At 60.7% G+C, this 15251-nt stretch carries 14 protein-coding genes; 7 read left to right on the top strand and 7 right to left on the bottom strand.

Going from position 1 to position 15251, the window contains the following annotated elements:
- The first annotated feature begins 68 nt into the window (after positions 1-68).
- Positions 69-1196 (top strand): saccharopine dehydrogenase family protein, encoded by a 1128-nt coding sequence (locus AB4O45_RS24035; RefSeq protein ID WP_460160650.1) that lies wholly within the window; start codon positions 69-71, stop codon positions 1194-1196.
- A 1-nt stretch (position 1197) separates the two neighbouring features.
- Complete coding sequence (locus AB4O45_RS24040; protein ID WP_460160651.1) at positions 1198-1695, top strand: DUF2269 family protein; 498 nt, start codon at positions 1198-1200, stop codon at positions 1693-1695.
- Here AB4O45_RS24040 and AB4O45_RS24045 read toward each other — a convergent pair.
- A complete protein-coding gene (locus AB4O45_RS24045; protein WP_460160652.1) occupies positions 1678-2130 on the bottom strand; it encodes a thiol-disulfide oxidoreductase DCC family protein in 453 nt (150 codons plus the stop codon). The genes AB4O45_RS24040 and AB4O45_RS24045 overlap by 18 nt on opposite strands.
- Before the next feature lie 51 nt (positions 2131-2181).
- Positions 2182-3102 (bottom strand): AraC family transcriptional regulator, encoded by a 921-nt coding sequence (locus AB4O45_RS24050; RefSeq protein ID WP_460160653.1) that lies wholly within the window; start codon positions 3100-3102, stop codon positions 2182-2184.
- A gap of 88 nt (positions 3103-3190) precedes the next feature.
- On the opposite strand from AB4O45_RS24050, the gene AB4O45_RS24055 reads away from it, so the two are divergent.
- Complete coding sequence (locus AB4O45_RS24055) at positions 3191-4159, top strand: oxidoreductase (protein ID WP_460160654.1); 969 nt, start codon at positions 3191-3193, stop codon at positions 4157-4159.
- Positions 4160-4340: 181 nt separating this feature from the next.
- On the opposite strand, the gene AB4O45_RS24060 is transcribed toward AB4O45_RS24055, so the two are convergent.
- Positions 4341-5216 carry a LysR family transcriptional regulator gene (locus AB4O45_RS24060; protein ID WP_056784881.1) on the bottom strand — a complete coding sequence of 292 codons (876 nt, stop codon included), beginning with the start codon at positions 5214-5216 and terminating at the stop codon, positions 4341-4343.
- Between the two features lie 98 nt (positions 5217-5314).
- Here AB4O45_RS24060 and AB4O45_RS24065 point away from each other — a divergent pair, with 98 nt between their 5' ends.
- Positions 5315-6484 carry a mandelate racemase/muconate lactonizing enzyme family protein gene (locus AB4O45_RS24065; protein ID WP_024012582.1) on the top strand — a complete coding sequence of 390 codons (1170 nt, stop codon included), beginning with the start codon at positions 5315-5317 and terminating at the stop codon, positions 6482-6484.
- 102 nt (positions 6485-6586) lie between these two features.
- Positions 6587-7894, top strand: a complete 1308-nt coding sequence (dctA, locus tag AB4O45_RS24070; RefSeq protein ID WP_423661696.1) for a C4-dicarboxylate transporter DctA — start codon at positions 6587-6589, stop codon at positions 7892-7894.
- A gap of 338 nt (positions 7895-8232) precedes the next feature.
- On the opposite strand, the gene AB4O45_RS24075 is transcribed toward dctA, so the two are convergent.
- Positions 8233-9177 (bottom strand): LysR family transcriptional regulator, encoded by a 945-nt coding sequence (locus AB4O45_RS24075; RefSeq protein ID WP_256808770.1) that lies wholly within the window; start codon positions 9175-9177, stop codon positions 8233-8235.
- Positions 9178-9296: 119 nt separating this feature from the next.
- Here AB4O45_RS24075 and AB4O45_RS24080 point away from each other — a divergent pair, with 119 nt between their 5' ends.
- Together AB4O45_RS24080 and AB4O45_RS24085 are read left to right on the top strand one after the other, a co-directional pair.
- Positions 9297-10037: an SDR family oxidoreductase gene (locus AB4O45_RS24080; protein WP_056784894.1), complete on the top strand. Its 741-nt coding sequence runs from the start codon at positions 9297-9299 to the stop codon at positions 10035-10037.
- A gap of 28 nt (positions 10038-10065) precedes the next feature.
- Positions 10066-11148, top strand: a complete 1083-nt coding sequence (locus AB4O45_RS24085) for an alkene reductase (protein ID WP_406228845.1) — start codon at positions 10066-10068, stop codon at positions 11146-11148.
- A gap of 168 nt (positions 11149-11316) precedes the next feature.
- Here AB4O45_RS24085 and AB4O45_RS24090 read toward each other — a convergent pair whose 3' ends face one another.
- The 3 genes from AB4O45_RS24090 to xylF all read right to left on the bottom strand — a co-directional run bounded on the left by AB4O45_RS24090 (position 11317) and on the right by xylF (position 15169).
- Positions 11317-12453, bottom strand: a complete 1137-nt coding sequence (locus AB4O45_RS24090; RefSeq protein WP_076563313.1) for a sugar ABC transporter permease — start codon at positions 12451-12453, stop codon at positions 11317-11319.
- Entirely contained in the window at positions 12454-14010 is a 1557-nt protein-coding gene (gene xylG / locus AB4O45_RS24095; RefSeq protein WP_039758957.1) for a D-xylose ABC transporter ATP-binding protein, read from the bottom strand. It lies immediately after the preceding gene.
- A gap of 157 nt (positions 14011-14167) precedes the next feature.
- On the bottom strand, positions 14168-15169 hold the full coding sequence (gene xylF / locus AB4O45_RS24100) for a D-xylose ABC transporter substrate-binding protein (protein WP_016774327.1): 1002 nt from the start codon (positions 15167-15169) through the stop codon (positions 14168-14170).
- Positions 15170-15251 lie beyond the last annotated feature (82 nt).

Raw genomic sequence — 15251 nt, forward strand, 5'->3', positions numbered from 1 at the left:
TAAATGTCTGATCGCCGCTGCGGCCTATATCCTCTGCGCCACGTTTGGGCTGAAACAGGGACAGGGCAATGGCATTCAGGGTGATGGTTGTCGGTGGTTACGGCAATTTCGGCAGTATCGTGTGTCGGCATCTGGCGCTCATGCCAGAGATTGAACTGCTGTTGTCGGGCCGCGATGCACGCAAGTTGCAAATCAAGGTCGCTGAGCTGCAAGCGCAATCAGGCCGTCCGTGCGGAGGGTGGTGCGGCGATGCAATGGGCGCAGGTTTTCAAGCGGCGTTGCGAGAGTTGAATGTTCAGTTGGTGGTGCACACCGGCGGGCCGTTTCAGGGGCAATCCTACGCAGTTGCTGAAAGCTGCATCGGCGCCGGTGTGAATTATTGCGATCTGGCTGACTGCCGCACCTTCGTCAACGGCATTGATGTGCTCGACGCCCGCGCCAGGGAGGCTGGTGTGGCCGTGCTCAGCGGTTGCAGTTCGGTGCCGACCTTGTCTTCGGCGATCATCGATCAGCAGCGCTCACGTTTTGCGCGAATCGACTCGATCGAGCATGGCATTTCTTCCTCGGCAAAAATGCCGGGGCTGTCCACGGTCGAAGGCGTGCTCGCTTATGCCGGCAAACCGATCAGGCAGTTGAAAAACGGCCAGGATCACGAAGTATTGGGTTGGCTCGATCTGACCCTGCGCAGCATGCCGCAACTGGGCACGCGGGTGCTGGCCAATGTCGATGTGCCTGACATGGATATTTTCGCACGCCGCTATGGCGCACAGACGCTGCGCTTCAAGGCTGGCGCCGGCCTGAAGCTCGGCGGCGTCGCCAATGCCTTGCTGGCGAAAGCCTTGCGCTTCGGGCTGGTGCGCGATCATGTGCGCTGGGCGGCGCGTCTGCATCGACTGGGCACGTGGTTCGAACGCTTCGGTGATGGCAAAAGCGCGATGTACATCGATGTTCAAGGCATCGGGGTTGACGACCAGCCGCTGAGCATGACCGCGCAACTCACCGCACTGAATGACAAAGGCCCGGAAATCCCCAGCTGCGCCGCCGTCGCCCTCGCAACCAAAATGGCTCGGGGTTATGTGCCGCAGGCCGGCGCGCGGCCGTGTGTTGGCGAAATCAGCGTTGAGGAATATCTGGCGGCGATCAACGATCCGGCCAACTTGAGCCTGTCGGTTCAATTCTCCGATGGACAGCGTTGAGATGCTCTATCTCTGCCTGAAGTACCTGCATGTAATCGCGGCGATTTTCCTCTTCGGATTCGGCATGGGTTCCTACCTCTACCTGATCGCCGCCAGCCGCAGCGGCAACCCGCAAGTGATCGCCCATGTCGCAAGGATGGTGGTGCGTTTCGATACGTGGATCACCACGCCGGCAGGGATTGTTCAGGTCATTACCGGCTATCTGCTGATGCGGCTTTCCGGGCTTTCGATGAGCAGTGAGTGGCTGCTGACGTCGCTGATCATTTTCTTCTGCGTAGGCGCACTGTGGCTGCCTGTACTGGTATTGCAAAAGCGTCTGCAGAAGATGGCGCTGAGCGCGGGCGAGAGTGGCCTGCCTCTGGATGATCGCTTTGCAAGCACTTACCGCTGGTGGTTCTGGATGGGCATCGCCGGGTTCGCCGGGATGTTTGTCATCGTGCTGATGATGGTGACGAAGATGACACCGGTGCAACTGGTCGGGTCAGCCGTGGGCTTTTAGAAAGCGGCTTTCATCATCCGCTGTTGGCAGCAGACAAGTGTCGTACCTGCCGAACAGCCGATAGCGGTTCAGCGCGATCCGATCGTAAGCCCAGTCGCGCAGACGACGCGGGAAGATGCACAGCAGTTTCAACGGCTGCCAGCGCATCGGCAGTTGCCCGACCACTTCAAGGAATGCATCTGATCGCTCCCAATAATTGCGGTCGCGGATCACCGCCATGGTGTCGAACTCATCCAGGGGCAAGCCGGCCCACGCCAGCAAGGCCTGGCCTTCGGGCGATTGCACGGTCGCCAGACGCACATGGCGTTGATGGTCATGGCGAATCAGAAAGCGCGCCCAGCCGTTGCACAGTTTGCACACACCGTCGAACAGCACCACGGTTTCGCCTGGCTTGAGCAATGGCGCGGGGGTAGGGCGGGTTTTCATGGCAGGCATCAGCGGATGTCCCTGGCGGCAATTGTCGCGATCATAACCTTGATCATTGGGCTACAGGAGTGGATCGCGGCGGTATTGGCCCGGCGATATGCCGTGCACGCGGCGGAAGGCCGCGCCAAACGCCGCGTCGGACAGATAGCCCAGTGAAGCAGCAATGGTCGCCACAGTGTCCCGGCCATTGCGCAAGCGAAACGCGGCCACGCGCATCCGCCAGCGCGTGGCATATTCGACCGGCGCTACACCCATGCAAGTTTTGAATAACGCGGCGAAACCCGATCGCGACATGCAGGCAATCTCGGCCATTTGCGTCAGGCGCCAAGGTTTTTCCGGGGCAGCGTGAACGGCGCGCAAGACGCCGGCAATCGCCGGTTCCCGTAGCCCGCCCAGCCAGGACAATTGTTCGGCATCCGCGCTGTTGATGTGATGGCGCAGCGCATGGATGAAGATCAGCCGCAGCAGGTCGTTGCACATCGCCTGCGAGCCGGCCTGGTGTGATGGCCACTCGCGCTCCAGTTCATCCAGCAGCCAACCGAACGACGAGGCACCTGTGGCCTCGGCGCGAATGATCAGCGAGGTCGGCAGCACGTCGAGCAGTTCGGTTGCGCCGGGTCCCGATAGCGACACGCTGCCGCCCAGCAGCTCGACTTCCTCGCCGACGCCAAACGTCGCCGAGACGCCGTCATGGGCAAAAACATCCGCTGCATTCACCGCCTCGACGTCGGCGCCGCTGGCCAGAATAAACGGCGTGCGCGACACCACAAAGCAGTCGCTGGCCCGCAGCAACTGCGCCGGCAAGCCCTGCATGCGCAACCAGCATTCGCCTCGTCGCACCACGTTGAATTTCAGTTCGATGGGTTGAAATCGCAGCGCCCAGACGCCTCCCGCTTGCAAGCGAACCGAGCAGGCTGCTTGCAACTCGGAGAGCGCCAATACGGCAGAAAGCGGATCGCCAGCAGGATTTTGGATGATCACGACAGAAACCTGGATTTATCAGACTGGTTTGTCCCGAGAGCTTAGCCAAGAATGAAGGCCTTCGATAGCTCACTCAGGATTAAGGCTCATGGCTACGCTCCAACAACCTGTGCAATCACCGTTCAACGCCGCGAGCACAGCGGCTGAAGTCATGGCCGGCATCGATCTGCGCGGGCAGCTCGCGGTGGTCACCGGCGGCTATTCCGGCCTGGGTCTGCTGACGGTGAAAAGCCTCGCGGCGGCAGGAGCGCAGGTCATTGTGCCGGCCAGAGATACGGAGCGGGCAGAGGTGGCATTGGCGGGTGTTGACGGTGTCCGCGTGCTGCCCATGGACCTCATGCAGGCTGAATCGGTGGCGGCGTTCAGCCACAGCGTGGTCAGCGCGGGTCAGCGAGTGTCATTACTGATCAACTGCGCCGGAGTCATGGCCGCGCCGTTGCTGCGCGATGCCGATGGCCATGAAAGCCAGTTCGCGACCAATCACTTGGGCCACTATCGCCTGACCTGCGGCCTTTGGCCGGCGCTGGTCAAAGCTGGACAGGCGCGGGTGCTGTCAGTGTCATCGCGCGGGCACCAGATTGCCGGGATCGACTTTGACGACATTGATTTCCTGCAACGGCCGTATGACAAATGGGTCGCGTATGGTCAGTCGAAAACGGCCAATGCCTTGTTCGCCATGGCGCTCGATCGTCGCGGGCGCAGTCATGGCGTTCGTGCGTTCTCATTGCATCCGGGGCAGATTCTGACGGATCTGGCACGGCACTTGAGCACGGCGGAACTTGCCGCATTCGATGCGCTGGATGAGCAGGGCCGGCCACGGCTGGATGCCCACAACGGTCTGAAAACGCTGGAGCAGGGCGCCGCGACGGGATTGTGGTGTGCGACCAGTGCATTGCTTGCGGATTTGGGCGGCGTGTATTGCGAAGACTGCAATGTTGCGCCGGTCAATGAACCGGAAGCAGGCCGCAAGGGTGTTGCGAAATGGGCGGCGGATGCTGAGCTGGCTGAGCGACTTTGGGGGTTGTCGGAGCAATGGACGGGGCTGACGGTCGCCTAATCGAATCAAAGGCCCAAAGCCCCTCACCCTAGCCCTCTCCCGGAGGGAGAGGGGACTGACCGAGGTGTTTAGTAGAAATTCGCCGACCTGAAATACCGGGTCGAACTCAGTTCTTGAACAGCACCCAAATCGGCTCCCTCTCCCTCGGGAGAGGGCTGGGGTGAGGGGCTGCTCGATAGAGTTACTCTCCCAGCTTCGCCCAGAATTCCTCCGCCGAAGGGCTGATCGGTGCGGTCGGGCGAGTCAGGTGTATTTCCAGTGGAATGTCCCAACTGTCATCCAGCGCCCTGACCAGGCGCCCGTCGGCCATTTCCTGTTCGGTCAGGCTTTTCGGCAGCCAGGCGACGCCTTTGCTTTCCAGCGCCATCGACATCAGCACTGCCGCCAGATGGCTGCTGAACAGCGGTTTCAAATGCAGATAATCGGCCTTGCCGTGTAGCCTGTGGGCGACGATTCGGCCCAGGCCGGATTCGTGGGTGTAGGCCAGATAGGGCAGGGTTTCAGGCGACGTGCCGAACTGGGCTGAAGCACTCGCCAGCGGCACAAGTACGTCCTCGCCGACCTTCTTGCCAATGAACTGATCAGGCGCCAGTAATGGCGGAACGTCGGGGTGGCGATGGCATAGCAGGAACTGCACCTGGCCATGAATCAGCATCTGTTCGCACACGGCCATGCTGTCGGAATGCAGGCGAACCGCATCGATCGGCGCGCCACTTTCGGCACTGCGCAACCAGCGCGGGAAGAAGGTGAATGACAGCGAGTGAGTGGCAGCGAACTGCAAGGTTTTCGCCGCCATGCCAGCCACTTCCTGAGCCTCGGAGCGCATGCGGTACAGGCGTCTGGCCGCTTCCTGAGCGCTGGGCAAAATCTGCCTGCCGGCCTCGGTCAGCGTCGCGCCCTGCGGAGTGCGCACGAACAATTCCACGCCCATCCAGTTCTCCAGCGAGCGCACTCGGCGACTGAACGCCGGCTGCGTCACATGGCGCGCTTCGGCGGCCCGGACAAAGCTGCCGTATTCGGCCAGCGCTGAAAAATCCTCAAGCCAAACCAGTTCCAAGGGCAATGCCTCCTGTGCATAGGGCGCGGCATTAATAGCATTGGGCGGGTGTCGTCGCAACGCATAACGTTGGCCCACCACAACAAGAGGAACCCGTCATGCGTATCGTCGATATCCGTGAAAAAACCGTCTCCATCGCTTCCCCGATCGCCAATGCCTACATCGACTTTTCGAAGATGACCTGCTCGGTCGTCGCGGTCATTACCGACGTGATTCGCGATGGTAAGCCGGTCATCGGTTACGGTTTCAACTCTAACGGTCGCTACGGCCAGGGCGCATTGATGCGCGACCGTTTTCTGGCGCGGATCACTGAAGCCGACCCGGAAACCCTGATCGATCACGAGAACAATAACCTCGATCCGTTCGCCATCTGGAAAACCCTGATGACCAACGAAAAACCGGGCGGGCATGGCGAGCGTTCAGTAGCGGTCGGCACCATCGATATGGCGGTGTGGGATGCGGTGGCGAAGATTGAAGGCAAGCCGCTGTATCGCCTGCTCGCCGATCGTTATCGCAACGGTGTGGCCGATGACAAAGTCTGGGTGTATGCGGCGGGCGGTTATTACTACCCAGGCAAGGACCAGAGCAAACTCAAGGCCGAAATGCAGAGCTACCTGGACCGTGGCTACGACGTGGTCAAGATGAAGATCGGCGCGGTGCCGCTGGACGAAGATATCCGCCGCATTGAGGCGGTGCTCGAAGTGGTGGGCGACGGCCAGCGCCTGGCGGTCGATGCCAACGGCCGCTTCGATCTGCAGACCGGTATCGCGTACGCCGAAGCGATCAAGAAGTACAACCTGTTCTGGTACGAAGAAGTCGGCGACCCGCTGGATTATGCGCTCCAGGCCGAGCTGGCCAATCACTACGAACTGCCGATGGCCACCGGCGAAAACCTGTTCTCTCACCAGGACGCCCGCAACCTGTTGCGCCACGGCGGCATGCGTCCTGACCGCGATTACCTGCAATTCGACTGCGCGCTGTCCTACGGTCTCGTCGAGTACATGCGCACCCTGAAAGTGATGGAAGAGCTGGGTTGGTCTTCGCGCCGCGTGGTGCCACATGGCGGTCACCAGATGTCGCTGAACATCGCCGCTGGTCTGCACCTGGGCGGCAACGAATCGTACCCGGACGTGTTCCAGCCCTTCGGCGGTTTTGCCGATGGCATCCGCGTAGAAAACGGCTACGTCGGGCTGCCGGATATTCCGGGCGTCGGCTTCGAAGCCAAGTCTGCGCTGTATGCCGTCATGCGCGAACTGGGCGAGGGCTGATTCGGTTTCATCTGCGGCCTCGATTTCCGAGGCCGCATCTTCGGGCGTCTTCCTCGACGCCAAAGCCACATGCCCACCACAACAATAAAATGAGGTGCTTCCGTGGAAACTTCAAAATCACGCTGGTACAGCCAGCTCTATGTGCAAGTGCTGATCGGCATCGTCATCGGCGCTGCCATCGGGTACTTCGTGCCGGACATCGGCGCCAAGCTGCAGCCGTTTGCCGACGGTTTCATCAAACTGATCAAGATGCTTCTGGCGCCGATCATTTTCGGCACGGTGGTGGTCGGTATCGCCAAGATGGGCAGTATCAAGGAGGTCGGACGGATCGGTGTGAAAGCGCTGATCTACTTCGAGATTCTTTCCACCATCGCTCTGGTGGTCGGCCTGATCGTAGTCAACGTGGTCAAGCCCGGCGCCGGCATGAACATCAACGCCGGCACCCTCGATGGCAGCGCTGTCAACAAATACAGCCAGGCGGCGAGCGAGCAGGGCGGCCTCGTCGAATTCTTCCTCAATATCATTCCGCACACATTCCTCGGCGCTTTCTCCAATGGCGTTATGCTGCAAGTGATTCTGTTGTCGGTGCTGATGGGCGTCGCCTTGGTGCAAATGGGCGAAACCAGCAAACCGCTGATCAACACCATCGATCTGTTCCTGCAAGGTCTGTTCAAAATCGTCGCGATGGTCATGCGCCTGGCGCCGTTGGGCGCGGGCGCCGGCATGGCATTCACCATCGGCAAATACGGCATCGGCACTCTGCTGTCGCTGGGGCAGTTGCTGGTCGCGCTGTACATCACCACGCTGATCTTCATCGTCGTGGTACTGGGCGCGGTGGCGCGATGGTCGGGCATGCCGCTGATGCAGTTTCTGCGTTATTTCAAAGATGAAATCCTGATCACCCTGGGCACCTGTTCGACCGAAGCGGTACTGCCGCGAATGATGGTCAAACTGGAAAAGCTCGGCTGCAAGAAATCCGTGGTCGGCATGGTCCTGCCGACGGGCTACACCTTCAACGCGGACGGCACCTGCATTTACCTGACCATGGCGGCGATCTTCATCGCCCAGGCGACCAACACGCCGCTGACCTTCATGGATCAGATGATTCTGCTTGGCGTATTTCTACTCACGTCCAAGGGCTCGGCCGGGGTGGCGGGAGCAGGGTTCGTGACCCTGGCGGCCACGCTCACCACCATTCACTCCATACCTCTGGTGGGCCTGGTGTTGCTGTTGGGCATCGACCGCTTCCTCAACGAGGCGCGAGCGGTGACCAACCTGATCGGCAACGGCATCGGCACCATTGCCATTGCCAAGTGGGACAACTCCTTCGATGTCGAAGCGTGCGAGCGGGAAATCGCCGCCATGAAGCAGGACAAGGCAGCGCGCAAGTCGCTGCTTGTGCATAAGTGATTCGGGCAACGTGAGCGCTTGATTGGCCTGCCGACGCGTACAGGTTTCAAGTCAGTTCAAAGGTTATGGACTGGGGGCGGGACGATGAGAATTGGCGCACTGACGAAAACCAGTCGGTGCTGGCACGCCACCAATCCCCAGCCATGCCAAAAAACCTGTGGGAGCGAGCTTGCTCGCGAAGGGGCCAGAACGGTCAACACGGATGGCGACCGGCAGAGCGCTTTCGCGAGCAAGCCAGTTTCCACAGTAGGTTGCGCGATTGCTGTCACAACAGTTGGCGATGTTCTTTCGCACCGGACAGTACAAGCAGTGGATTGCAAAACGTTCGCTATGAACCGTCAGGCCGGACCTGAACCCTCTACGTACGTCTGGATGACCTCATCCCAAGGCGGCGTTGCAGGGAACAACTCAAGCAAAAACGCCGTGAACGCTTTGACATTCGGGCTACCGCGACGGCTCTCCGGCCACAACGCGGTAATGGCGAAGCGTTCGACGGTGAACTGTGGCAGCACCGGGACCAGTTCGCCCCGACGAACATACGCCGCCGCTACGTAGTGCGGCGAAATACCGATGCCGCCGCCGGCAGCCAGCACCGCCGCGACCGCATCGCTGGCATCAACGGTGAAGGCCGCGTCGGGTGCCAGTTCCAACTGTCTGTCACCGGCTAGATACGGCCAGCGCAAACTCTGCCCGGTGCTTTGATAGCGGAAATTCACGCACTCATGCTCGGCGAGATCCTCGGCCGTAAGCGGAGTACCCTTGCGCTGCAGATAGTCCGGTGATGCGAACGCACCGATTCGATGCGGGCCCAGCGGGCGAGAAATCAGTCGCGAATCCGCAAGATTGCCAACCCGAACCGCGACGTCGATGCCTTGTTCGATGAGGTCGGCATACTGATCGCCGAGTCGTAGATCGATCGTCACCTTTGGATATTGCTCGCGAAATCTCGGCAGGGCCGGCGCGAGGATATTCAGTCCAATCGGCAACGGCGCGGTGACCTTCAATACGCCCGATGGCTCAGCGCGTGAAGCAACGGCGGCCTGATCGATGTCTTCGACTTCGCGCAGAATCCGCAGCGCCCGTTCGTATAGATCACGGCCCTCCGGGGTGAGTACCAGCGAGCGCGTGGTGCGAGTAAACAGCATCAGGCCGAAATGCTCTTCGAGCCGTTGCACGCTTTTGCTGATGGCCGACGGCGACACCGACAGTGCCCGAGCGGCAGCCGTGTAGCTGCCCAGCGAAGCCGCCCGTGCAAAGGCGATGAGCCCGGTTAAACGATCCAATCCAATTTGTGCCTTCATGGCACTAGTAAAGCGACTTCTGGCCCAATTATCAATGTGGCTTCCAAAACGTAGTCTTTGCCCATCGAACGCCATTCAGGTGTTCCAGACGGAGACTCAGCATGAACATCAGCCAAACCCTGCCTTCCACACTCACCGACAAAACCGTGGTCATTTTCGGCGGCACCTCCGGCATCGGCCTGGCCGCTGCGGTGCAAGCGAAAGCCGCTGGCGCCAAGGTCATCGTCATCGGCTCGAACGCTGCACGTGCCGAGCAGGCCGCCAGCGAGCACGGGCTCGATGGCTGGCGCGCGGCCGACGTGACCGATAGCCAGGCTCTCGATACTGCACTGGCCGATATCCTTCAGGTCGATCACCTCGTTCTGCTCGCCGGCACGTTTGTCGCTGGCACCGTGCGCGCGGCTGATCTCGATTATCTGCACCGCGCGTTCGACGAACGCATCTGGGCATCGATCAATGCGATTCGGGTCCTTGGCGACAGGCTGGCAAAAGACGGCTCGATCACGTTTATCTCCGGTTCTCTCGCTGATCGCCCGAATGCCTACGGCACCGCCGTACTCGCCGCCGCCTCGGCAGCCATGGAAGCACTGGCTCGCGGTCTGGCCCTTGAGTTGGCACCGGTGCGAGTCAACACGCTTTCGCCCGGCCCGATCAACACCCCGATTCTGGGCAAGGCACTGGGCGAGGGGCGGGATGCATTTGTCGCTTCTCTTGAGCAGGTGCTGCCCCTGCATCGCCTCGGCACAGCTGCAGAAGCGGGCGCGGCAGTGGTTTTCCTGATGAGCAACACCTTCATGAACGGCGCCGTGCTCAACATCGACGGCGGCGCACGCCTGGTTTGATCCTGCCCACCTTTTTGAGAGCCTGAACATGACATCGTTATTTGATTCCGTGCGCCTCGGCGCGCTCGATTTGCCCAACCGCATCCTGATGGCACCGATGACCCGCGCGCGCGGCACTCGCGAGCACGTCCCGACCGAGATGATGGTCGAGTATTACCGCCAGCGCGCCAGTGCCGGCCTGATCATTTCCGAAGCGATCGGCATCAGCCAGCAAGGTCTGGGCTGGCCGTATGCGACAGGCATTTGGTCGGCCGAACAGGTCGCCGGCTGGCGCAAGGTCACCGATGCCGTGCATGGCGCTGGCGGCCGGATCATCGCGCAGCTCTGGCACATGGGCCGGGTCGTGCACCCGAGTTTCCTTGGCGGCGGCCAGCCGGTTTCCGCATCGGTCACCACCGCGCCGGGACAGGCGCATACGTACGCCGGCAAGCAGCCGTATACACCGGCGCGTGCGTTGCCGCTGGAAGAAATTCCCGCACTGCTGGAAGACTTTCGTCAGGCCACTCGCAACGCAATCGAGGCGGGTTTCGATGGCGTGCAGATCCACGCCGCCAACGGCTATCTGCTCGACCAGTTCCTGCGCGACAGCGACAATTTTCGCACCGATGCGTACGGCGGCTCGATCAACAACCGTATCCGCTTGCTCAAGGAAGTGACCGAGGCGGTCGCCGAAGTCATCGGCGCCGACCGCACTGGCGTGCGCTTGACTCCAAGCAGCTACGAGCAGGGCATCCGCGACAGCGATCCCGAAGCGCTGTTCATCCGCGCCGCCGAAGTGCTGTCAGCGATTAGCATCGCTCATCTGGAAGTCCGCGAACCACCGCCGGACGGCACCTTCGGCAAGTCCGAACGCCCGCCACTGGCCGGGATGATTCGCGACGTGTTCAAAGGCGTGCTGATCCTCAATTCGGACTACGGTTTCGCCAGGGCACAAGCGCAACTGGATGCCGGGCTCGCCGATGCGATTGCGTTTGGACGGCCGTTTATAGCCAATCCGGATCTGCCGCTGAGATTCGCTCGGCAGTTGCCATTGGCGGAAAGCGAAATGAGCACTTGGTTCAGCCAGGGTTGGGAAGGGTATGGGGATTATCCGGCGGTGGATGGCGTTTGAATGTAGCGTCGGTGCCAGCCGCCGTGGCAGTGGATGCCCTGACGGGCTGGCCAGAACCCGGAAAAGCACGCTTAAGCCAGTCGCAAGAGACGGTTCACGCCGTTGATAGGAAAAAGTGAGGCCTGTGATCAGGCCTCATTTGCGTTTTACCAACTCACCTGCAACGTTTCAACGCCGCGCCGTGCGCGTACTCACATCCACCCAGACCGCCAACACCAGAATGCTGCCCTTGACTATCATCTGCCAGTAGCTATCCACGTCGAGCATCGACATGCCGTTATCCAGGCTGGTGATCACCAGTGCGCCGAGGAGGGCGCCGTAGACGGTGCCGGAGCCGCCGCGCATGGAGGTGCCGCCGATGAAGCAGGCGGCGATGGCGTCGAGTTCGCCCATGCTGCCGGCGGACGGTGAGCCGGCGGCGAGGCGTGCGGTGTTGACCACGCCGGCGAGGGCGCACATCACGCCCATGATGCCGAAAATCCACAGCTTGACCGCCTGCACATTGATGCCTGACAGGCGCGTCGCTTCCATGTTGCTGCCGACCGAATAGACCCGGCGGCCGAACACAGTCTGGCTGGTGACGTAACTGAACACGCCGAGCAGAATCAGCAACAGCAGCACCGGCACGGGAATACCGTCATAACTGTTGAGGGTCTGAACAAAACCCGCCAGCACCGCGCCGATTACCAGCACGCGCACAACATCACGTACCAGCGAATGCGCCGCCAGGCCATGCAGGGCGCGATTGCGTCGTTGTTTCCAGGTCAGAAATACCGTCAGCACAAACAGCAGCACACCCAGGCCGGTGCCGATCGCGTGGGGCAGATAACCCTGGCCGACGTAGACCAGCTCCGGCGATACCGGGGCGATGGTGGTGCCGCCGGTGATCCCCAGCAAAATCCCGCGAAACGCCAACATGCCACCGAGGCCGACAATGAATGAGGGGATGCGCAAGTACGCCGCCATGTAGCCGTTGGCAAGCCCGATGACCAGACCGCACAGGGCAACCAGACTGAGATTCGCCAGCAGCGGAATGTGATAGACCACGTCGAGTATCGCCGCGAGGCCGCCGAGCAGACCGAGTAATGAACCCACCGACAAATCGATCTCGCCGCTGATGATCACCAGCACCATGCCGCAGGCGAGGATTCCGGTAATCGACATCTGCCGCAGCAGGTTGGAAAGATTGCGCGGGGTGAGGAAACCGCCTTCGGTCTGCCAGCTGAAGAACAGCCAGATCAGCACCACGGCAAATACCAGCGCGAGCATCTTGTAGCGGGTGAACAGTTGTTTGACCTGATTCATTTACGCGGTTTTCCGATCATTATTGTTATGGCTGCCCGGCTGGCTGAGGGCGGCGGCGAGTACCTGTTCCTGGGTCAGCTCATGGTTGACGAAATCGCCGCGCAACTGGCCTTCGCCGATCACCAGCACGCGGTCGGAGACGCCGAGCACTTCGGCCAGTTCCGATGAAACCATGATGATCGACACGCCTTCGGCGGCGAGCGCGCCCATCAATTTGTAGATCTCGTACTTGGCGCCGACGTCCACGCCTCGGGTCGGCTCGTCGAGAATCAGTACGCGCGGTTTGGCCAGCAGCATTTTCGCCAGCACGGCTTTCTGCTGGTTACCGCCCGACAGGCTGGTGATCGGCAGGGATGGACTTGCGGTCTTCAGATGCAGACGGGAGATTTCCCGGTCGATGCAGCCCAGCTCGGCTTCGGCATCGATGCGGGTCATTTTCGAATAGCTCTCGAGCACGGCGAGGGTGATGTTCTGACCGACACCGAGATCCGGAATGATGCCCTGGCGCTTGCGATCTTCGGGCACCAGGCACAGGCCGGCGCGGATCGCTTTCAGCGGCGTGCGCGTGTCGATTGGCTGGCCGTCCAGCCAGACTTCGCCCTCGTGGCGGCCGGGGTAGGCGCCGAACAGTGCGGTGACCAGTTCGGTGCGGCCGGCCCCGACCAGCCCGGCAATGCCAAGAATCTCGCCGCGCTTGAGGCTGAAGGAAATGTCATCGACCCGTTTACGCTTGGGGTTGTCGACGTCGTAGCAAGTGATGTGGCGCGCCTCGAAAATCACCTCGCCAATCTCGTGCGGCTCGCTGGGGTAGAGGTTGCTCATTTCGCGGCCGACCATCTGCGTGATGATCTGTGGAATGTCCATGTCGGCCATGGCGGTGGTGGCGATGTGTTTGCCGTCGCGGATCACCGAAATGGTGTCGCACACGGCGGCGACTTCATCGAGTTTGTGCGAGATGTAGACGCAGGCGACGCCCTTGGCTTTGAGGTCGCGGATGATGTCCAGCAGCACTTCGATTTCCGAGCGGCTCAGGGCCGAGGAGGGTTCGTCGAGAATCAGCAGACGCGCCTGTTTGTTCAAGGCCTTGGCGATTTCCACCAGTTGCTGATAGCCGCCGCCATACTGCGAAACCGGCAGCGACACGTTCATGTCCGGCACTTTCAATTCACGCATCAACGCTTCGGCACGGTGGATCATCGCCGGGTAGTTCATGCGCCCGCCGGGCAGCGTCAGCTCATGGCCCATGAAGATGTTTTCCGCCACCGACAGGTCGGGAACCAACGTCAGTTCCTGATGGATGATGACGATGCCGGCGGCTTCGGTTTCGCTGATCGATTGCGCCCTGAGCGGTTGCCCGTCCCAGAGGATTTCACCGTCCCAGGTGCCATGGGGATAGACCGCCGAGAGGATCTTCATCAGCGTCGACTTGCCGGCACCATTCTCGCCGCACAGCCCCACGCATTCGCCGGGCCGGACCTTGATGTCGATGCCGTTGAGCGCTTTGACACCGCCGAAGGTTTTGACGATGCCGTTCATTTGCAGCAGATAGTCGGACATGGAAAAGGCTCGTATACCAGGGACTCAAACACCACTGAACCTGTGTGGGAGCGAGCCTGCTCGCGAAGGGGCCTTTTCAGACAGAGCTTTACTGACTGACACTCCGCTTTCGCGAGCAGGCTCGCTCCCACAGGTCTGATCAAGATTTACGACCGGATCACTGCCCGGCAATCTGCGCCTTGGTGTAGAAGCCGTCCTGTTCGAGCAAGTCGATGTTGTCCTTGGTCAACGGCGTTGGCGTGAGCAGGATGGTGTCGACCTTTTTGCTGCCGTTGTCGTACTGCGAGGTGTAGGCCGGTTTTTCGTTGCGTGCCAGTTGCACCGAGAGCTTGGCCGCTTCGGAGGCGATGAGTTTCAGCGGTTTGTACACGGTCATGGTTTGCGTGCCGGCGATTACGCGTTTGACTGCTGCGAGGTCGGCGTCCTGGCCGGAAATCGGCACCTTGCCGGCCAGCTGCTGCGCGGCCAGTGCCTGGATGGCGCCGCCGGCGGTGGCGTCGTTGGAGGCGACGATGCCGTCGATTTTGTTGTTGTTACGGGTCAGGGCATTTTCGACAATGCTCAGCGCTTCGGTCGGGTTCCATTCCTTGACCCACTGCTGGCCAACGATCTTGATATCGCCCTTGTCGATGGCGGGTTGCAGCACCTTCATCTGGCCTTCACGGAGGATCTTGGCGTTGTTGTCGGTGGGCGCGCCACCCAGCAAGAAGTAATTGCCCTTGGGCGCCGCTTTCAGCACGCCGCCGGCCTGCATCTCGCCGACCTTTTCGTTATCGAAGGAGATATAGGCGTCGACATCGGCGTTGAGAATCAGCCGGTCGTAAGACACCACTTTGATTCCGGCTTTCTTCGCCTCGGCCACGGCGTTGGTCAGCACTGTCGCGTTGAAAGGCACGATGACGATCACATCGACGCCGCGAGAGATGAGGTTTTCGATCTGCGAAATCTGCTTCTGCTCGTTGGCGTCGGCCGATTGCACGAAGACTTTGGCGTCCATTTTTTCTGCCGCCGCGACGAAGTAATCGCGATCGCGAGACCAGCGTTCCAGACGCAGATCGTCAATGGAGAAACCGATTTTCGGGTGGGTAGCGTCGGCCATTACCGGCAGGGCCAACAACGCCAGGGCACTGGCCAACAGCGTACGTTTCAAGTTCTTCATGGTGGTGCGTCCTTTTATTTTTGTTGGAAAGACACGGCCTGACGATGAATCGGGCTGGTAGAACTGTAGAGAATCTGCCGAC

The sequence above is a fragment of the Pseudomonas sp. S2_B10 genome, from assembly GCF_054668425.1.

Excerpts from the sequence above, each read along its gene's own strand:
- AB4O45_RS24035 (WP_460160650.1), top strand. The coding sequence starts at position 69 with ATGGCATTCAGGGTGATGGTTGTCGGTGGTTACGGCAATTTCGGCAGT.
- AB4O45_RS24040 (WP_460160651.1), top strand. The coding sequence starts at position 1,198 with ATGCTCTATCTCTGCCTGAAGTACCTGCATGTAATCGCGGCGATTTTC.
- AB4O45_RS24045 (WP_460160652.1), bottom strand. The coding sequence starts at position 2,130 with ATGCCTGCCATGAAAACCCGCCCTACCCCCGCGCCATTGCTCAAGCCA.
- AB4O45_RS24055 (WP_460160654.1), top strand. The coding sequence starts at position 3,191 with ATGGCTACGCTCCAACAACCTGTGCAATCACCGTTCAACGCCGCGAGC.
- AB4O45_RS24065 (WP_024012582.1), top strand. The coding sequence starts at position 5,315 with ATGCGTATCGTCGATATCCGTGAAAAAACCGTCTCCATCGCTTCCCCG.
- AB4O45_RS24080 (WP_056784894.1), top strand. The coding sequence starts at position 9,297 with ATGAACATCAGCCAAACCCTGCCTTCCACACTCACCGACAAAACCGTG.
- AB4O45_RS24085 (WP_406228845.1), top strand. The coding sequence starts at position 10,066 with ATGACATCGTTATTTGATTCCGTGCGCCTCGGCGCGCTCGATTTGCCC.
- AB4O45_RS24090 (WP_076563313.1), bottom strand. The coding sequence starts at position 12,453 with ATGAATCAGGTCAAACAACTGTTCACCCGCTACAAGATGCTCGCGCTG.
- xylG (WP_039758957.1), bottom strand. The coding sequence starts at position 14,010 with ATGTCCGACTATCTGCTGCAAATGAACGGCATCGTCAAAACCTTCGGC.
- xylF (WP_016774327.1), bottom strand. The coding sequence starts at position 15,169 with ATGAAGAACTTGAAACGTACGCTGTTGGCCAGTGCCCTGGCGTTGTTG.